The sequence below is a fragment of the Mesorhizobium sp. YR577 genome, from assembly GCF_900116595.1.
Classification (GTDB): Bacteria; Pseudomonadota; Alphaproteobacteria; order Rhizobiales; family Rhizobiaceae; genus Mesorhizobium_M.
This window is the reverse complement of sequence record NZ_FPBI01000011.1, coordinates 1-18,807: the sequence shown is the minus strand read 5'-3', so window position 1 is coordinate 18,807 and position 18,807 is coordinate 1. Positions and strand designations below refer to the sequence as shown.

General features: G+C 62.6%; 20 protein-coding genes. 16 read left to right on the top strand and 4 right to left on the bottom strand.

Features of this window, described 5'->3' with window-relative positions:
* Positions 1-11 precede the first annotated feature (11 nt).
* Positions 12-671 carry a helix-turn-helix domain-containing protein gene (locus tag BM413_RS17015; protein ID WP_244537910.1) on the top strand — a complete coding sequence of 220 codons (660 nt, stop codon included), beginning with the start codon at positions 12-14 and terminating at the stop codon, positions 669-671.
* Here the strand turns inward: BM413_RS17015 and BM413_RS17010 are convergent, their stop codons facing one another.
* Genes BM413_RS17010 through BM413_RS16995 form a run of 4 tightly spaced genes read right to left on the bottom strand, consistent with a single transcriptional unit; the run spans position 672 to position 4,431 of the window.
* Positions 672-1,712 (bottom strand): heme-dependent oxidative N-demethylase family protein, encoded by a 1,041-nt coding sequence (locus BM413_RS17010; protein ID WP_091915145.1) that lies wholly within the window; start codon positions 1,710-1,712, stop codon positions 672-674.
* A gap of 17 nt (positions 1,713-1,729) precedes the next feature.
* Positions 1,730-2,695: a PDR/VanB family oxidoreductase gene (locus tag BM413_RS17005; RefSeq protein WP_091915143.1), complete on the bottom strand. Its 966-nt coding sequence runs from the start codon at positions 2,693-2,695 to the stop codon at positions 1,730-1,732.
* Complete coding sequence (locus tag BM413_RS17000) at positions 2,692-3,291, bottom strand: dimethylamine monooxygenase subunit DmmA family protein (RefSeq protein ID WP_091915140.1); 600 nt, start codon at positions 3,289-3,291, stop codon at positions 2,692-2,694. The genes BM413_RS17005 and BM413_RS17000 overlap by 4 nt, the downstream gene beginning before the upstream one ends.
* A 6-nt stretch (positions 3,292-3,297) precedes the next feature.
* Complete coding sequence (locus tag BM413_RS16995; protein ID WP_091915529.1) at positions 3,298-4,431, bottom strand: aminomethyl transferase family protein; 1,134 nt, start codon at positions 4,429-4,431, stop codon at positions 3,298-3,300.
* A gap of 348 nt (positions 4,432-4,779) precedes the next feature.
* On the opposite strand from BM413_RS16995, the gene BM413_RS16990 reads away from it, so the two are divergent.
* The 15 genes from BM413_RS16990 to BM413_RS16920 all read left to right on the top strand — a co-directional run bounded on the left by BM413_RS16990 (position 4,780) and on the right by BM413_RS16920 (position 18,576).
* Positions 4,780-5,097, top strand: coding sequence for a hypothetical protein (locus BM413_RS16990; protein WP_175544347.1), 318 nt, complete (start codon positions 4,780-4,782; stop codon positions 5,095-5,097).
* Between the two features lie 28 nt (positions 5,098-5,125).
* Positions 5,126-5,506, top strand: a complete 381-nt coding sequence (locus BM413_RS16985) for a hypothetical protein (RefSeq protein WP_091915138.1) — start codon at positions 5,126-5,128, stop codon at positions 5,504-5,506.
* Between the two features lie 10 nt (positions 5,507-5,516).
* Entirely contained in the window at positions 5,517-5,678 is a 162-nt protein-coding gene (locus tag BM413_RS33145; protein WP_091915136.1) for a hypothetical protein, read from the top strand.
* A gap of 9 nt (positions 5,679-5,687) precedes the next feature.
* Positions 5,688-7,097: an APC family permease gene (locus BM413_RS16975; protein WP_091915134.1), complete on the top strand. Its 1,410-nt coding sequence runs from the start codon at positions 5,688-5,690 to the stop codon at positions 7,095-7,097.
* A gap of 69 nt (positions 7,098-7,166) precedes the next feature.
* Positions 7,167-7,847 (top strand): hypothetical protein, encoded by a 681-nt coding sequence (locus BM413_RS16970; RefSeq protein WP_091915132.1) that lies wholly within the window; start codon positions 7,167-7,169, stop codon positions 7,845-7,847.
* 2 nt (positions 7,848-7,849) lie between these two features.
* On the top strand, positions 7,850-8,152 hold the full coding sequence (locus tag BM413_RS16965; protein ID WP_091915130.1) for a hypothetical protein: 303 nt from the start codon (positions 7,850-7,852) through the stop codon (positions 8,150-8,152).
* Between the two features lie 157 nt (positions 8,153-8,309).
* Complete coding sequence (locus BM413_RS16960; protein WP_091915128.1) at positions 8,310-9,206, top strand: class II glutamine amidotransferase; 897 nt, start codon at positions 8,310-8,312, stop codon at positions 9,204-9,206.
* A gap of 46 nt (positions 9,207-9,252) precedes the next feature.
* Positions 9,253-9,939: a GltB/FmdC/FwdC-like GXGXG domain-containing protein gene (locus tag BM413_RS16955; RefSeq protein ID WP_091915126.1), complete on the top strand. Its 687-nt coding sequence runs from the start codon at positions 9,253-9,255 to the stop codon at positions 9,937-9,939.
* Between the two features lie 12 nt (positions 9,940-9,951).
* Positions 9,952-11,280 carry an FMN-binding glutamate synthase family protein gene (locus BM413_RS16950; RefSeq protein ID WP_091915124.1) on the top strand — a complete coding sequence of 443 codons (1,329 nt, stop codon included), beginning with the start codon at positions 9,952-9,954 and terminating at the stop codon, positions 11,278-11,280.
* Between the two features lie 67 nt (positions 11,281-11,347).
* On the top strand, positions 11,348-12,655 hold the full coding sequence (gene glnT, locus BM413_RS16945; RefSeq protein ID WP_091915525.1) for a type III glutamate--ammonia ligase: 1,308 nt from the start codon (positions 11,348-11,350) through the stop codon (positions 12,653-12,655).
* Positions 12,656-12,691: 36 nt separating this feature from the next.
* On the top strand, positions 12,692-13,945 hold the full coding sequence (locus BM413_RS16940; RefSeq protein ID WP_091915122.1) for a sarcosine oxidase subunit beta family protein: 1,254 nt from the start codon (positions 12,692-12,694) through the stop codon (positions 13,943-13,945).
* Between the two features lie 13 nt (positions 13,946-13,958).
* Complete coding sequence (locus tag BM413_RS16935; protein WP_091915119.1) at positions 13,959-14,264, top strand: sarcosine oxidase subunit delta; 306 nt, start codon at positions 13,959-13,961, stop codon at positions 14,262-14,264.
* A complete protein-coding gene (locus tag BM413_RS16930) occupies positions 14,264-17,245 on the top strand; it encodes a sarcosine oxidase subunit alpha (RefSeq protein WP_091915117.1) in 2,982 nt (993 codons plus the stop codon). Before BM413_RS16935 ends, BM413_RS16930 begins: the two co-directional genes overlap by 1 nt.
* Positions 17,238-17,876, top strand: a complete 639-nt coding sequence (locus BM413_RS16925) for a sarcosine oxidase subunit gamma (RefSeq protein WP_091915115.1) — start codon at positions 17,238-17,240, stop codon at positions 17,874-17,876. Before BM413_RS16930 ends, BM413_RS16925 begins: the two co-directional genes overlap by 8 nt.
* 124 nt (positions 17,877-18,000) lie before the next feature.
* Positions 18,001-18,576 (top strand): DUF2380 domain-containing protein, encoded by a 576-nt coding sequence (locus BM413_RS16920; protein ID WP_091915113.1) that lies wholly within the window; start codon positions 18,001-18,003, stop codon positions 18,574-18,576.
* The last annotated feature ends 231 nt before the right edge of the window (positions 18,577-18,807 follow it).

The following is an 18,807-nucleotide window of genomic DNA, read 5'->3' as shown; positions in this document are numbered from 1 at the left end:
CGGTACGGCCGTTGAAGGTGGTCGAAGGCGACCTTCACAACACAGCATTGAAGCAGAACCCGCATGCGGTGCGCGACACGCGCGAAAACGTGCTGGAAGTTGCGATCGGCCGCGAGGTACGTGCCTTTCGCAAGAAGCTCGGCATCACGGTTGCCGACCTTGCGGCTGCGACCAATATCTCGCTCGGCATGCTGTCCAAGATCGAGAACGGCAACACCTCGCCATCGCTGACGACGCTGCAATCCCTGTCGCGGGCGCTCGGCGTGCCGGTGACGGCGTTCCTGCGCCGCTTCGAGGAAGAGCGCAACGCGGTCTTCGTCAAGGCAGGCGAGGGCGTCGATGTCGAACGCCGCGGCACGCGCGCCGGGCATCAGTATACGCTGCTCGGCCATGTCGGCTCGAACACCAGCGGTGTCGTGGTCGAGCCCTATCTGATCACGCTCAGTGAGGATTCGGACGTGTTTCCGACCTTCCAGCATGACGGTATGGAGTTCCTCTATATGCTGGAGGGCGAGGTGGTGTACCGCCACGGCGACAATCTCTACCGGATGATGCCGGGCGACAGCCTGTTCTTCGACGCCGATGCGCCGCATGGGCCCGAAGAACTGACCAAGCTGCCGATGCGCTATCTCTCGATCATCTCCTATCCGCAGGGTAGCGGCGGGGATTGATCAGTCCGGCCCGAAGCCCGGCGAGGTCGGTGCGCCGTCGTCATATTTCGACAGCCATTCGATGACCGTCGGACGGTAGCGCGACAGGCCCTTGTAGTCGGCAAGTTCGGTCGGCAGGTCGCGGAGCACGCGGTGGAAGCGGCGCGCCCATTTCGGCGAGGTCACCAGCTCGTCCATCTTGATCAGGTAGCAGCGGATCGGGAAGACCAGCGCATTGGAGCGCGGCAGGCGCCAGAAGCTTTGCAGCTCGACGCGCAGATGGACCTTCTGGCCGACATTCTCCGGCGTCACCGTCGCCCGGTCGGTGCCCCATTTGTGATAATTCTCAGGGCTTGTGTCGAGGCGCGGATTGATGGTCATCGTCCAGTTCAGGCGGCGCGCCGGCGCGCCCTGCTGGATGTTGGTCAGGAATTTCAGCGCGCGTGTAAAAATGCCCTTCTCATGCGCCAGCGGCACCGGGGCGTGCCACTCGAAGAAGTTCATGCCGATGTCGAAATCGAGCGACCAGTCGGCCTGGGTGGTGACGATGCCGGCATCCATCCAGAGATTGCCGTCGCGCTGGTCGAGGATACAGAAATCGCCCTGGCTCTGACGGGTGATGTATTCCATCGGCCCGTAGGGCAGGGTCGAGACGTCGCCGAAGGTGAAATGGTCGTCGATGCCGAGCGGCCGGTTGATCCAGTGCCATTTGTCGCCGTCGCGGGTCAGCGTGAAATGCTCGGGATAGCTCTCGGCCTTTGAGGTCATCAAGAGTTCGAGCAGGTCCCAACCGGCCAGCGTCATATGCGGCAGCGACTGGCAGCGCAGTGGGTCTTCGGCCAGCACCAGCGCCCGGTCGTGCATCTCAGAGACGTAGTGCTCGTCGACGTCGATGCCGTGCTCCAGCACGCTGCCTTTCGGCCCTGGCACATGCGGCTCGATGTTGACCGCATACATGTAGGCATCTTCATGGAAGGGAAACGGAAACCGCCTGATATGCTCGGGACTGTTCCTGAAGGTGAAATCGTCGCGAAACGTTTCCTTCCTGAAATTGATTCCCATGGTCTTTCCCCTTTTAGCTAGCGTTCGAGAACGAGGGATTTTCCTTCGAAACGTGAAACGCATGGCATGATCTTGCAGCCGGAGCGGTGTTCTTCTTCCGACAGCCAGTGGTCGTTGTGCAGGAACTTGCCGTCATAGGAGACGACATTGGTTTCGCACTGGCCGCAGACGCCGCCGCGGCAGAGATAGGGCGGATCGACGCCCGCTGCCTCGATGGCTTCGAGCAGGCTCTGCTGTTCACCGACGCGGATCTGCTTGCCGCTGACGGCCAGCTTCACATCGAATGGCTTGCCCGGTTGGGGTGCTGCGAAATGCTCGTAGTGCACCGTCTCGCCCGGCCAGCCGGCCTCGGCTGCTGTCCGGCGCACCCAGTCGATCATGCCGGCGGGGCCGCAGATATAGAGATGCGTGCCGAGGGGCTGCGACGACAGGAGTTTTTCCAACGGCAGCTTCTCGTTGCGGTCGTCATGATAGAGATGGATGCGCCTGCCGTAGCGTGCCTGCAGCACGTCGGCATAGGTGCCAAGCGCTTGCGTGCGGCAGGTGTAGTGCAGCTCGAAATTGCCGCCTTCGCCGGCAAGCTGCGAGGTCTGCGCCATGAAGGGCGTGATGCCGATGCCGCCGGCGATCATCAGGTGCTTCTTGGCCCTTAGGTCGAGCGAGAACAGGTTGACCGGGTTGCTGATGACCATGCGCTGGCCGGGCTTTACCCGCTTGTGCATGAATAGCGAGCCGCCGCGCCCAACATCGTCGCGCCGCACGCTGATCGTGTAGTCGGTGGTGTCGAGCGGCGAACTCATCAGCGAATAGGGGTTGAGGCGGGTGCGGTCGTCGTCGCGCATTTCCACCACGACATGCGCGCCGCCCGAAAAGGTCGGCAGGATGGCGCCGTCGGTGCGCCGGAAATGGAAGCGCTTGACCAGTTCGTTGACGGGGACGACATCGGTGACGGTGACGTCGATCTTGCTTGTTCCGGCGCTCAACGGAAAATCCCCTCTTTTGGAGGGTTCTCGGTCGGGTCCTCCGCATTGATGCACACGCCCTGGAAGGCGGCGATGCGGCGCGAGTAATGATCGCGTACCAGAAGAAGCAGGCCACAATGCGAACAGGTCGCCGGCTGGGTCGTCACGTTCTCGGTGATGCCCTTGCAGTGGACGCATTGCACCCGCCGCGCCAGCGAGCCGCGCTGCTCGGTCTGGATCGACGTGTGGTCGATGCCGGCTTCAAGGGCAACCTGCATGGCCTGGCCGATCAGCCCTTCGGTGCCGGAGAGATAGACGCGCAGGCCCATATGTGCGGTTGCCAGCGTCTGGCGCAGGCGCGGCAGGGCGCTGGCGATCGAGGGGCCTTCATAGAATTGCGCCGGGTGGAGCTGCTTCAACGGCTCGATATATTTCGCGCCGGTATTGCCGGGAACGAACATGACGTGCGCGTTGGTGAAGAAGCCGGCGGGCGCGGTCTTCGTCATGTCGAGGATCGCCGCCGCGCCCTCGGCGTCGGCGATGAAGAGATGATGCTTTCCCTGTTGCGGCGAGAGCGTGCCGTAGACGGGTCGGCTCAATATGGTCTTTGCCGTCATGCCGGCTCAACCCTTTGCGGTGCGCTTCAGCTTCTTGGGATCGTCGAAGGGCAGCGGTTGTGCTGTTGCCTTGATCTTGCCGCTGGCGTTGTGGATTTCAAGCGGCGTACCGGCCACGGCGCAGTCGACCGGCATGCGGGCGATGCCCATCGATTTCTTGACCAGCGGCGAATACATGGCGCAGGTAACGACGCCGACCTGCTTGCCGTCCTTGAAGATCGGCGCGCCTTCGTCCGCCGGCTCCTTGCCTTCCAGCAGCACGCCATAAATCTTGAAGCGCTCCTTGCCCTTCAAGCGGTAGTGCTCCTCGGCCCCGCGGAAGCCGGTTTTGCCGGGGCTGACGGTGAAATCGAGGCCGAGTTCCCACAGCGTATCGCCGGGGCCTTCGTTCTCGAACGGGTATTTCTGTGAATTATCGTAGGGGTAGAACAGCAGGTAGCTCTCGACGCGCAGCATGTCGAGCGTGGTGAAGCGGCAGGGGATGATGCCCATGTCCTTGCCTTCCGCGAGGATCGTGTCCCAGATCGTGCCGGCATCCTGGCCGCGGCAGAAGATTTCATAGCCGCGCTCGCCGGTATAGCCGGTGCGCGAAATCATCACGGGGAAGCCGAACAGGCGCGTCTGCATGTGATGGAAGTAGTTCAGGTCGCGAATGCCCGGCACATGCTTGGCGAGAAAGTCGACGGCAAGCGGCCCCTGCAGCGACAGATCGTGAAGATTGTCGTCGAAGCGCAGCGACACGTCGCGACCCATGGCGGCGCGCTGCAATTCCTCGTGGCCGGTGCCCGAGCCGTGCACGACCATCCATGAGTTCGGACCCATGCGGTAGAGGATGCAGTCGTCGGTGAATTTTCCGGCCTCGTTGAGCATGCAGGCATAGACCGACTTGCCTGGATAGACCTTCTCGACATCGCGCGTGGTGGCAAGATCGAGCAGGTGGGAGGCGTGGGGGCCGTTGACGTGGACCTTCTTCAGGCCCGAGACATCCATTAGCCCGGCCTTGGTGCGGATCGCGACATATTCCTCGTCGGCGTCCTTGTCATAGGTCCAGGCGGTGCCCATGCCGCTCCAGTCTTCGAGCTTGGAGCCGAGGGCGCGATGGCGATCCGCAAGTGTCGAGAATCTCCACGAAGCAGTCATCTGATACATCTCCCATTTGCACTTTGCTTGATTTCGCCCCCGCGCGAAATGCTGCAACTTTGATTGCCGGCCATAGTGCCTCAAAATTCCAGACACGCAACACTGTAGTGCAAAAAATTTCATTATCAGGCAAAATCAGGGATTGCCGCCGCCAAGCCCTCGATCGTGGGCTTTTGGCAGAAAACGGAGCTGAATTCGCGTCGCGCCACCTGACGACATTCCGGTGCGTTACGGTTTACGCCGCGTAAATACGCCTTGACATCGAGTTTCTGCGGGTATTTTCTTCGCAAACAAAAATGTTGCCTGGCAGTATAATTCCTACGGGGAAAGCGGCGCTTAGCCAGGCCAATGAAAGCGCTGTCGAAAGGGAGAGAAATGTCGGACCTCAATCAGCGGATTGAGGCCATGTACCGCTCTGACGTGCGCGGTGCGTGGCTTCTCGTAGTACTTCTCTGGATAACCCTGCTCTTCGTCCTGTTCATGACCTGGCCCTACATTCCCAATAGCGGGATCAGGGTGGCAGTCGTCGTCGCGGCTGCCGCGGTGCTGATTTTCAACACCGCCGCGATCCGGGCGATGGTCAAGCACTACGCCGAAGACAAGCACTTCATCTACGGGCTGGATATCCAGCATCTGGACGCGGCGAAGCGGGAGAAGAATCTCTGACGCACCGGCAGGTTTTGGGAGGACAATAATGCCGAAATACATACCACCGGAACAACCCAAGGCGATGCAGGTTTTCGACATCGTCTTCATCGTCGTCGCCATTTTCGTGGCGCTGTGGCTGCCGCTGAAGCTCGGTCTTGCCGGCGTCTCCAAGGCCATCGACAAGATCGAGAACCCGACCTGGGAAAGCCTCGGCCAGAACCCGACGATGGTCGGCTTCTGGGAGAAGCTCGGCTACAACCCGGCGACCGCTCACGACATCATCCAGAACAAGTTCCACTACACCTGGGACATCACCACGCTGCTCGTCATGGTCGTCGTGGTCGTCGGCTATTTCATCTTTCTCTTCCGCGCCTCCGACAAGGAATACCGCGAAGTGATCGACGAAAAGTTCGGCGACAAGAAATAGGAGCGAAACGATGTGGTTCACACTTTCCTATGTCGCCTGGGCGCTTTCGGCGGTTCTCGCCGCCTGGATGCTCTTCGACTGGTTCAAGACCGACACGACCTATTCGGAAGACGTGCTGACCTCCTCGCGTGAAGGCGAGATCGAGGCAGCCACCGAAAAACACAAGCTCTGAGGGCGTTCGATGACTGACGCTGCAATTACAACTTCACCGTCGACGGTGGTACCCGGCCAGCGGGTTTCGCTGCTGCGCGTTCTCGGCCCGGCCCATGTATGGGCTCTGGGCGTCGGCATCGTGCTGGTCGGCGAATATACCGGCTGGAACTTCGCCGTCGACAAGGGCGGCTCGCTGGCCGCGCTGATCGTCTGCTGGTTCATCGGGCTGCTCTACACCTCGGTCGCAATGATCGATTCCGAAGTGACGTCCACGGTCGCCGCCGCCGGCGGCCAGTATGCGCAGGCCAAGCACATTGTCGGCCCGCTCATGGCCTTCAACGTCGCTCTCTATCTCGTCTTTGCCTACACGATGCTGGAAGTGTCCGATTCCATTCTGGTCGGCGACCTGATCGTCACCGTGGCAGGAACGGAAGGGCTGGAACGGCACGCCTTCGTCGTTCTCACAATCGTCCTGCTTGCCTGGCTCAACTATCGCGGCGTGTTGATGACGCTCAACGTCAACTTCGTCATCACCGCGATCGCTTACGTTGCCATTATCGTCCTGTTCTTCTCGGTCCAGCCGTGGAGCCAGGGCACAGTGCTGAAGCTCGGCGAACTCATCACACCGGAAAACGCGCTGCCCTATGGCTGGATCGGCGTGCTCGCTGCTTTCCATTTCGGCATCTGGTTCTATCTCGGCATTGAGGGCACGACGCAGGCCGCCGAAGAAGTGCGCTCGCCGGCGCGGTCGCTGCCCTATGGCACGATGGCCGGCATGATCACGCTGCTGATCGGCGCGGCGATGACATGGTATGTCTGCGCTTCGCTGCTGCCGTGGGAGTATCTCGGCTTCACCTTCTTCCCGCTGTTCGACGCGGCGAGGGCAACGGGCTCCGGTTTCCTCGAGACGCTGCTGTTCTGGGGTACTGTGCTGGCGGCTGTCGCTTCGGCGAATGGCTGCATCAACGATGCGGCGCGCGCCTGGTTCTCGCTCGGCCGTGACCGCTACCTGCCGACATGGTTCTCGGCAGTGCACCCGAAATACCGCACGCCCTACCGGTCGATCCTGTTCCTGCTGCCGATCGCGCTGGCCTTCGCCTTCATTGCCGACTTGAACCAGGCGATCACCTTCTCGATCCTGTCGGGGCTGCTCGGTTACACCTTCATGTCGATCAACATCATGATGTTCCGCAGGAAGTGGCCGCTGGGCTCGATCCGCAGAGGCTATACGCATCCGTTCCACCCGATGCCGGCGATCGCGCTTCTGTCGATCTGCGTCATCACCTATTTCGCGGTGTTCCTCGGCTACGGTTCGCAGCTCATCGCCATGACGCTGTTCTACATCGTCGTGTCGATCTGGTTCCACTTCTACCGCTACAAATACGTGCGTCGCGGCGACCAGTTCACCATGCCGTGGCCGAAGCCCGTCGGCTACTGACGACCTGAAACCGGCGGCCCGCGCGACAGGTGCGGACCGCCGAAACATCTTAAGGCAAGCGGAGCGATCATGGTGAAAACCGCACTCGGCATCCTGCTGTTCGCTCTGGTGGCGTGGCATCTCATCCGCATGTTCCAGCGCAGCCGCGAGACGACCGCTGAGCGGCAAGGGCTCTTGTTCAGCACGGTGAAGGAACTGCTTGAGAACCCGGTCGTGCGTGAACTTCAGGCACCAGACCATCCCATCTTGGAAGGGCAGTTCCGTGGCTTGCCGGTGCAGCTTCGCCCGGTGGTGGACACGCTTGCGGTGCGCAAGCTGCCGAGCCTGTGGCTTCAGGTGACGATACCGATTGCAACGGGCGTTGGCGGCACATTCGATTTCATGATGCGGCCTGCCGGGCCGACGAGCTTTTCGAACTTCGACCACCTGCCACATATCGTGAATTCCCCCGTTGGATGGCCGGACGATGGCCTTCTGCGCAGCGACAATCCGCACGACATGCCGCAGCCAGGCGCGGTCGCGCCGGCTTTGCCGCTGTTTGCCAATCCGCGCATGAAGGAATTCCTGGTCTCGCCCAAGGGCGTGCGCATCGTGATCCAGATCGCGGAGGCGAACCGCGCGCAATATGGCGTGTTCCGGCAGGCGGACTTTGGCGACATAGTCATCAATCCTGACCTTATCGAAGCGGTGCTTACCCGGATGGTGGCGGTGGTCTACAATCTGCGGCAACCGATGGAGGTGGCAGCGTGACGATGGTTGCCGACGCGAAAGAGCCGTTCAAGCCGCTGGCGATCCTCGTGGCGGCAATCCTGCTGCCGGGTTCCGGGCATCTTCTGCTCGGCTATGCACAACGCGCGCTGATGTTCCTGTTCTTCATGGCGGTATTCGGCTGGGTTGGTATCAGGCTGCTACCAGATGCCTCGTTTTTCGCGCGCCATTCCGGAGCCATTCTGATCTATGGTTTCTGCGTGCTCGATGCCTATAAGATCGCGCGGATCCAGCACGAGAAATGGCGCTTTGCGCGAAGGCAGGAAATCACGCCGCCAGCGGCGTGATGCCACGACATACAGAGGGCACGCCGGGGACGGCGCCGGGCTGTTTCAAGTTGCGCCCTTTCTTTTCTCACATGAAAAAAACATTCATATGGGTTGAACTCAATTTTCAAAACTGCTAGCCATTGAAGTCAGAAAACTCGCAAGGAGGTTCAGGCCCATGTGTGGCATTGTTGGACTGTTTCTTAAGGATAAATCGCTGGAGCCTCAGCTGGGCGCCATGCTGTCGGAAATGCTGGTTCTGTTGACCGACCGCGGACCCGACAGTGCCGGCATCGCAATCTATGGGGCATCGCAAAAAGATCACGGCAAGCTGACGATCCAGTCGCAGCAGCCGGCGCGCGATTTCGCCGGGCTGGAAGCCGATCTCGGCAAGAAGATCGGCGCTTCGGTGACGATGCTGGTGAAATCCACCCACGCCGTTCTCGACGTGCCGCGCGACAAGCTCGAAGCGGCGCGCGACGCCATTGCCGAACTGCGCCCGGATGCGCGCGTGATGGGCATGGGCGACACGATCGAAATCTACAAGGAAGTCGGCCTGCCCGAGAAGGTCGCCGAGCGCTTCGAGGTCTCGAAGATGAGCGGCACGCATGGCATCGGCCACACCCGCATGGCGACCGAGTCGGCTGTCACCACCATGGGCGCGCATCCGTTCTCAACCGGGCCGGACCAGTGCCTCGTGCACAACGGTTCGCTTTCCAACCACAACAATGTTCGCCGCGAACTGAAGCGCGAGGGCATGACGTTCGAGACCGAAAACGACACCGAAGTCGCAGCCGCCTACCTGTCGCACAAGATTTCCAACGGGCAGGATCTGGGCCAGGCGCTGGAATCCAGCCTCAGCGATCTCGACGGTTTCTTCACCTTCGTCGTCGGCACCAAGAACGGCTTCGGCGTGGTGCGCGATCCGATCGCCTGCAAGCCGGCTGTTCTGGCCGAAACCGACCAGTATGTCGCCTTCGGTTCCGAATATCGCGCACTGGCCAAGCTGCCCGGCATCGACGGCGCCAAGGTCTGGGAGCCGGAACCCTCCACCGTTTATTTCTGGGAGCACTGAAACCGTGAAACACGATGTCGTCAATGTAGCGGAAAGGAGCTCCGGCATGCAGGTCTTCGACCTTGCAAAGTCAACGCTGCGTGAACTCAACCAGGCGCTTCACAACGTCCAGAACGGCTCCAACGAGACCGCCTGGGAAGTGCTGAACCCGAAGGGCAGCCACGCGGTCGCGGCGGGCGTCGACGCGCCGATCAACGTCGATGTGCGCGGCAGCGTCGGCTACTATTGCGGCGGCATGAACAGCGAAGCCACCATCACGGTGCATGGCTCGGCTGGCCCCGGCGTCGGCGAGAACATGATGTCGGGCTCGATCATCGTGAAGGGTGACGCCAGCCAGTATGCCGGTGCTACCGGCAAGGGCGGCCTGCTGGTGATCGAGGGCAATGCCTCGTCGCGCTGCGGCATTTCGATGAAGGGCATCGACATCGTCGTCCATGGCAATATCGGCCACATGTCCGCCTTCATGGCGCAGTCTGGCCATCTCGTGGTGCTGGGCGATGCAGGCGATGCGCTGGGCGACTCCATCTACGAGGCGAAGCTTTTCGTGCGCGGCAACGTCAAGAGCCTGGGTGCCGACTGCATCAAGAAGGAGATGCGGCCGGAGCATATCGCCAAGCTGAAGGACCTGCTCGAGCGCGCCGGCGTCAAGGACGTCAAGCCGGAGGAGTTCACGCGCTATGGCTCGGCCCGCACGCTCTACAATTTCAACATCGACAATGCCGACGCGTATTGAGGCAAGATCAGAATGACCTATCAGAACCCGCCGACGAAGCCCCGATACTCCGCGACATTCGACGAATATACGCTGTCGGAAATCCGCCGCGCTGCCGCCACCGGCATCTATGACATTCGCGGCGCCGGCGCGAAGCGCAAGCTTCCGCATTTCGACGATCTGCTGTTCCTCGGCGCGTCGATCTCGCGCTATCCGCTCGAAGGCTACCGCGAAAAGTGCGATACCAGCGTCGTGCTGGGTGCGCGCCATGCCAAGAAGCCGATTGAGCTGAAAATCCCGATCACAATCGCCGGCATGAGTTTCGGTTCGCTGTCGGGTCCGGCCAAGGAAGCGCTTGGCCGTGGCGCTTCGCTCTCCGGCACCTCGACGACCACCGGCGACGGCGGCATGACCGAGGAAGAGCGCGGCCATTCGCAGACGCTGGTCTATCAGTATCTGCCGTCGCGCTACGGCATGAACCCGCGCGACCTGCGTCGCGCCGACGCGATCGAGATCGTGGTCGGGCAGGGCGCAAAGCCCGGCGGCGGCGGCATGCTGCTTGGCCAGAAGATTTCCGACCGCGTCGCCGAAATGCGCACGCTGCCCAAGGGCATCGACCAGCGCTCGGCCTGCCGTCACCCCGACTGGACCGGCCCGGACGATCTCGAGATCAAGATCCTCGAAATCCGCGAGATCACCGACTGGGAAAAGCCGATCTATGTGAAGGTCGGCGGCGCGCGTCCCTACTACGATACGGCCCTTGCCGTGAAATCGGGTGCGGATGTCGTGGTGCTCGACGGCATGCAGGGCGGCACTGCCGCTACGCAGGAAGTGTTCATCGAGAATGTCGGCCAGCCGACGCTTGCCTGCATCCGGCCCGCCGTCCAGGCGCTGCAGGATCTTGGCATGCACCGCAAGGTTCAGCTCATCGTTTCGGGTGGCATTCGCAACGGCGCTGACGTTGCCAAGGCGCTCGCTCTGGGCGCTGACGCTGTGTCGATCGGTACCGCGGCCCTTGTCGCGCTCGGCGACAACGATCCGCGCTGGGAGGCCGAGTACCAGAAGCTCGGCACCACGGCGGGTGCGTATGACGACTGGCACGAAGGAAAAGACCCGGCAGGCATTACCACGCAGGACCCGGAGCTGATGAAACGCGTCGATCCTGTCGCTGCAGGACGGCGATTGGCGAATTATCTGAAAGTGATGACGCTTGAGGCACAGACCATCGCGCGTGCCTGCGGCAAGAATCATCTCCACAATCTCGAGCCGGAGGACCTCTGCGCACTGACTATCGAAGCCGCCGCCATGGCCCAGGTGCCGCTGGCGGGAACCAATTGGATACCGGGAAAGAACGGTTTCTGATCAAAAAAATAAGAAGAGAGAGGAACATGCCATGGGAACGGCATTCGAAAGCAAACGGGGAACTGCTGTGGCAAACGATCTCGCAGAATTCGCAAAGGCGAATAACGTCAAATATTTCATGATCTCCTATACGGACCTGTTTGGCGGCCAACGCGCCAAGCTGGTTCCGGCACAGGCGATCTCGGACATGCAGAAGGAAGGTGCTGGCTTTGCCGGCTTCGCGACCTGGCTCGACCTTACGCCGGCGCATCCCGACATGCTGGCGGTGCCGGACCCGTCTTCGGTCATCCAGCTGCCGTGGAAGCGGGACGTGGCGTGGCTCGCCTCCGACTGCGTCATGGAAGGCAAGAGCGTTGCCCAGGCGCCGCGCAACACGCTGAAGCGGCTGGTGGCTGAAGCCGCCGAAGAGGGCATGCGCGTCAAGACCGGCGTGGAACCCGAATTCTTCCTGACGACGCCGGGTGGCGAGAAGATTTCCGACGAATACGATACGGCGACGAAATCCTGCTACGACCAGCAGGCGGTGATGCGGCGCTACGACGTCATTGCCGAGATCTGCGATGCCATGCTGGAACTCGGCTGGCAGCCCTACCAGAACGACCATGAGGATGCGAATGGCCAGTTCGAGATGAACTGGGCCTTCGACGATGTGCTCAACACCGCCGACAAGCATTCCTTCTTCAAGTTCATGACCAAGTCGATCGCCGAAAAGCACGGCCTGCGCGCCACCTTCATGCCCAAGCCGTTCCAGGGCCTGACCGGCAATGGCTGCCATGCCCATATCTCGGTGTGGGACCTCGACGGCAAGAGCAACGCCTTCGCCGACAAGAATGCCGAGCTGGGCCTGTCGGCCAAGGGTCGGCACTTCCTCGGCGGCATCATGAAGCACGCCTCAGCCTTGGCCGCGATCACCAATCCGACGGTCAATTCCTACAAGCGCATCAACGCGCCGCGCACGGTTTCGGGCGCGACCTGGGCACCCAACACGGTGACCTGGACCGGCAACAACCGCACTCACATGGTGCGCGTGCCAGGCCCCGGCCGCTTCGAACTGCGTCTGCCCGACGGTGCTGCCAATCCGTATCTGATGCAGGCTGTCATCATCGCTGCCGGTCTTGATGGCATCCGCACCAAGGCCGATCCGGGCGAGCGCAGCGACATCGACATGTACAAGGACGGTCACACCGTCACCAACGGCCCGAAGCTGCCGCTGAACCTGCTCGATGCCCTGCGCGAATATGACAAGGACAGCGGGCTGAAGTCGGCGATGGGCGAGGAATTCTCCAGTGCATTCCTGAAGCTCAAGCATCAGGAATGGAATGCCTACGCTTCCCACTTCACCCAGTGGGAACGCGAAAACACTCTCGACGTGTAATACGGAAATAGCAGGCCTGCGCGGCGGAAACCCTTGATGAAATATTCGATCTTCTCTCTCGCGCGGGCAGCCCTTTCAGGTCACAAGAACTGGCCCCGCACCTGGCGCGATGCCCAGCCGAAGAGCCACTATGACGTGGTGATCATCGGCGGTGGCGGGCATGGGCTGGCGACCGCCTATTTCCTCGCCCACAAATACGGCATCCGCAATGTCGCGGTGCTGGAAAAGGGCTGGATCGGCTCGGGCAATGCCGGCCGCAACACCACCATCGTGCGCTCCAACTACATGCTGCCGGGCAATACCGGCTTCTACGAGCTTTCGATGAAGCTCTGGGAGCGGATGGAGCAGGACCTCAACTACAACACGATGATGAGCCAGCGCGGCATCGTCAATCTCTACCACTCCGACGCGCAGCGCGACGCCTATGCGCGGCGCGGCAATGTCATGCGCATCAACGGCATCGATGCGGAACTGCTCGATCAGGCGCAGGTTCGCAAGATGATGCCGTTCCTGAATTTCGACAATGCGCGTTTCCCCATCCAGGGCGGACTGCTGCAGCGCCGCGCCGGCACGGCGCGCCATGACGCCGTGGTGTGGGGCTATGCCCATGCAGGCGACCGGCTTGGCGTCGACATTATCCAGAACTGCGAAGTGACAGGCTTCACCCGCGACCAGAACGGCAAGGTCACCGGTGTCGAGACCTCGCGCGGCGCGATCGGCGTCGGTAAGGTCGGCATGGCGGTGGCGGGCAATTCATCGCGCGTCGCGGCCATGGCCGGCATGCGCCTGCCGATCGAAAGCCACGTGCTGCAAGCCTTCGTCTCGGAAGCGATCAAGCCCCTCATTCCGGGCGTCCTCACCTTCGGCGCCGGCCATTTCTATGTCAGCCAGTCCGACAAGGGCGGCCTGGTCTTCGGCGGCGACATCGACGGCTACAATTCCTATGCCCAGCGCGGCAACATGCCGGTGATGGAAGACGTCTGCGAAGGCGGCATGGCGCTGATGCCGATGATCGGCCGCGTGCGCCTGCTGCGCCAGTGGGGCGGCATCATGGACATGTCGATGGACGGCACGCCGATCATCGACAAGACGCCCATCGACGGCCTCTATCTCAATGCCGGCTGGTGCTATGGCGGCTTCAAGGCGACGCCGGGCTCGGGCCTCGTCTTCGCGCATCTGATCGCCACCGACACGCCGCATGAGGAAGCAAAGCGCTTCCGGCTCGACCGCTTCCAGCGCGGCGCGATGATCGACGAAAAGGGCGTTGGCGCCCAACCGAACTTGCACTGAAGGCGGATCAGGAATGCGCATTGCATGCCCATTTTGCGGCGAACGCGAGAACGGTGAGTTCACCTATCTCGGTGATGCCAAGCCGAAGCGCCCGGCGATGGCCGCCATCGACGGTGGCGCGGGTGCGCCCGGCGAGGCGGAGGCCTTCTACGACTATGTCTATCTGCGCGACAATGTTGCCGGCGAGATGAGCGAATACTGGTATCACGGCGGCGGCTGCCGCTCCTGGCTGGTCATCGAGCGCAACACGCTGACCCACGAGATCAAGTCGGTGCGCGCCGCACCCGGTGTGGGTGCGGCCAAGGCGGGGGCGAAGTAATGGCTTCCGCACAAACCAATCGCCTCGCGAGGGGCGGGCTGATCAACCGCAACGCGCCGCTGTCCTTCACCTTCGACGGCAAGGCGATGACCGGCTATGCCGGCGACACGCTGGCCTCGGCGCTGGTCGCCAATGGTGTAACGCTGGTTGGCCGCTCGTTCAAATATCACCGCCCGCGCGGCATCCTGACCGCCGGTCCGGAAGAGCCGAATGCACTGGTGGAGCTGCGCAGCGGCGCGCGCCGCGAAGCCAACACCAAGGCGACCACCGCCGAGCTTTATGACGGGCTCGACGCGCTGAGCCAGAATCGCTGGCCTTCGCTCGGCTTCGACGTGATGGCGGTTAATTCGCTGCTGTCGCCGATCTTCGTCGCCGGCTTCTACTACAAGACCTTCATGTGGCCGGCGAAGTTCTGGGAAAAGCTCTACGAGCCGGCCATCCGCCGCGCCGCCGGCCTCGGACGGCCGAGCGGGATTGCTGACCCGGACCACTATGAGAAGGCCTGGGCGCATTGCGATGTGCTGGTCGTCGGCTCTGGTCCTGCCGGATTGGCCGCCGCCCTTGCGGCCGGCCGCACCGGCGCGCGCGTGATCCTCGCCGAGGAAGACCGCCTGGCCGGGGGGCGGCTGAACAGCGACGGCGGCGAGATCGACGGCATGCCGGCGGGCGAGTGGCTTGCCGGGGCGCTGGCTGAACTGGAAGCCTTGCCCAACGTCCGCATCATGACGCGGACCGCTGTGTTCGGCGTTTATGACGGTGGCACCTATGGCGCGCTGGAGCGCGTCAACGACCATTTGCCGATTCCGCCGGCGCACCAGCCGCGCCAGCGTCTCTGGCGCATCGTCGCCAAGCGCTGCGTGGTGGCGGCGGGCGCGATCGAGCGGCCGATCGTCTTTTCCGGCAACGACCGGCCGGGCGTGATGATGGCTTCGGCGGTGCGCACCTATGTCGAGCGCTTTGCTGCCGCACCTGGCAAGCGGCTGGCGCTGTTCACCAACAATGACGATGGCTGGAGAACGGTCGAGACCGCGCATCGCGCCGGCATCGAAATCGCCGCCGTCATCGATTCCCGCAAGGATGTGCCGCAGCATCATCGCGCGCTGGCGCAAAGCGGCGGCTTTGCCGTGCACAACGGCGTCGTCGTCGATGTTAAGGGTGGCAAGACGGGCATCAGCGGCGTCGAGGTCGCGCTGGCCAATGGCGGTCACGCGCAGATCGCCGCCGATGTGCTTGCCATGTCGGGCGGCTGGAACCCGTCCGTCGGCCTGTCCTCGCATCATCGCGGCCGGCCGAAATGGCGTGAGGATATCGCAGCCTTCGTGCCGGAGGGTGCCCCGGCGGGGATGCTTTCGGCAGGTGCTGCCAATGGCGAGTTTTCGCTGAACGCCTGCCTGCGCACCGGTCATGAAGCGGGGTTCGCTGCTGCATCCGATTGCGGCTTTGGTGGCAAGGGCGGCAGCGCGCCGGCCGCTGCCGACGAAGCCATTTCCATCTCGCCGCTCTGGCATGTCGAGGGGAAGCACAAGGGCTTTGTCGACTTCCAGCATGACGTGACCGCATCCGACATCGCGCTGGCGCAGCGCGAGGGCTTCGAATCCGTCGAGCACCTGAAGCGCTACACGACACTCGGCATGGCGACCGACCAGGGCAAGAACTCGAATGTCACCGGCCTGGCGATCATGTCGGAGCTGACGCGGCGCTCGATCCCGCAGACCGGCACGACCATCTATCGCCCGCCGCATGTGCCGGTGGCGATCGGTGCCTTTGCCGGCCATCACCGCGACGAGAATTTCCATTCGGTCAGGCTGACGCCGTCGCATCACTGGGCGGCCGAGCGCGGTGCCGTGTTCGTCGACACCGGCCTGTGGAAGCGCGCGCAGTGGTATCCGATTGCCGGCGAGAACGACTGGCTGACCTCGGTCAACCGCGAGGTGCTGACTGTCCGCAACGGCGTCGGCTTCTGCGATGTCTCCACGCTCGGCAAGATCGACGTGATGGGCAAGGATGCCGGCGCCTTCCTCGACCGCGTCTACATCAACGCTTTCGCCTCGCTGGCCGTCGGCAAGGCGCGCTACGGGCTGATGCTGCGCGAGGATGGCATCGTCATGGACGACGGCACGACCTCGCGGCTGGCCGAAGACCATTATTTCCTCACCACCACCACGGCCAAGGCCGGGCCGGTGATGCAGTATCTCGAATTCTGCCGGCAGGGTCTGTGGCCCGAACTCGACGTGCAGCTAACCTCCTGCACTGACCAGTGGGCGCAGTTCTCCATTGCCGGGCCGAAGACCCGCGACCTGCTGCGCGAGATCGTCGATCCGGCGGAAGATTTGTCCAACGAAGGCTTTCCCTTCATGGGCGTGCGCGAGGTGCGGCTGCGCGGCGGCATGTTCGCGCGGCTGTTCCGCATTTCCTTCTCGGGCGAAATGGCCTTCGAAATCTCGGTGCCGGCCCGCTATGGCGATGCCATGGCGCGTAACCTGATGAAGGCCGGCGAGCCCTTCGGCGTCGTGCCCTACGGCACCGAGGCCCTTGGCGTGATGCGCATCGAAAAGGGCCATATTGCCGGTGCCGAACTCAACGGCACGACGACGGCCGACGATCTCGGCCTCGGCAAGATGATGTCGAAGAAGAAGGACTTTGTCGGCCGCGTCATGGCCGGGCGCGAGGCGCTGACGGCACCCGATCGTCAGGTCGTTGTCGGCCTGAAGCCGGTCGACAAGGCAAGGCGGCTGCGCTCCGGTGCGCATATCATTCCGAAGGGCGCGGCGGTCGGCCCGGATACGGACCAGGGCTACGTCACCTCGGTCTGCCATTCGCCAATGCTCGGCCAGTGGATCGGCCTGGGCCTTGTCGAGCGCGGGCGCGAGCGCATCGGCGAGATCGTGCGCGCGCATGATCCGCTGCGCGGCGAAGACTATGACGTCGAGATCTGCAATCCCGTCTTCTACGATCCCGAGGGAGGGCGTCAGCGTGGCTGATTTCACCTGGACCACCCGCTCGCCGCTGCAGCAGGCCGTTATTGCCGGCAAGCATGGTGCGGCGATTGCCAAGGCAGGCATCCGCCTGTCGGAAATACGCGATTTCGATCTGGTGCAGGTCTTTGCGCGGCGCGGGCAATGGGCAGCAACGGCCAAGGCAGCCAAAGCCTATTTCGGCGTTGTTGCACCGACCGGACCGAAGGCGGTGACGGGCAAGAAGGGCGTGCTGGTGTGGTCCGGTGCCGACCAGTTCATGGCGCTGTCGCCGCGTATCGGCACGATCCAGCCTATCGACGGCTTGCGTGGTGTCTTCGAGGGTTTCGCTTCGCTTTCCGACCAGTCCGACGGGCGCTGCCTGATCCGTCTATCGGGTCCGCGGGTGCGCGATATGCTGGCGAAGGTAAATTCGCTCGACCTGCATGATAGTGTGTTTGCTGTCGGAACGGCGGCGGCGACTTCCATCGATCACACGGCGGTCAATCTGTGGCGAGAGGCGGATGCCGCAGACGGGTCGCCGGTGTTCAGCGTGCTGGTGTTTTCGAGCTTCGCCGACAGCCTGTGGCATACGCTGGTCGACTCGGCGGCCGAATATGGCATCGAGGTCGAAAGCCTATCGATCGCTGCCGGCTGATCGCAAAGTCTCCTTCTAATTGACAAGACTGCGTCGGTTGAGTTGGCCGGCGGCTGCCCCTAAGCTTTGCCGATCATGATGATTGGTCGCGCGGGCGGATCGCCCGGCGGACCGGGAGGTCGGCATGAACAGTCAGATCAAAGCGAATGCGCGATGCGCAACGTCTGCGGATGGCCGAAGGCTGATCGTCCTCGCTCTGGCCGCGAGTGTACCGCTGCTTTGCGCGCTCGTTCTTTTCTTCGCAATTGTCTCGAATGCTCGTGCCAGCGAAGAGCGGCTCTCGATGGCGCTTGGCGATTTCTATCTCGTCGATTCTTCCGGTGAGGTTCGCAATCAGGACGCAGAACACGACGCGCGGCTGAAGCGGTTCGATGAGATCATGCACGACGAATTGTCGAAGAGCGGAAAGTTCTTGCTGGCTCAGATGCAGTGCCCGGAAGCGGGTTGCACCAGCAAGGAGTTGCAGCTCGACGACATGCTGGACCGCGCAAAGGGCGCCGGCGCGCGCTTCGTCACCGTCGGCGCGGTCGAGAAGATGAGCACGCTGGTGCTGTGGACGCGCTTCGAGGTCTATGACGTGCCGACCCGCCAGATCGTGTTCAACCGCCTGCTGACCTTTCGCGGCGACAATGACGAGGCCTGGCAGCGTGCCGCGCGCTATGCGGCGAGGGAGCTGATCAAGAACGCGCCGGTGAAGTGAGGGCGGCAGGCGCTGTTTGCCTTGCCGTAAACGGCAAGGCGTGTGCGTCTGAAGCACCCCCACCCCCTAACCCCTCCCCACAAGGGGGAGGGGGATCGGTGGCGTCTGTGCGAGGATCGTCGATTAACGGTTTTGCGCGGCATAGCGGCCGCGAAATTCCCCTCCCCCTTGTGGGGAGGGGTTAGGGGTGGGGGTTGCTCCAATCCGCTTTGCGGATTGGAGGAGAGTGCC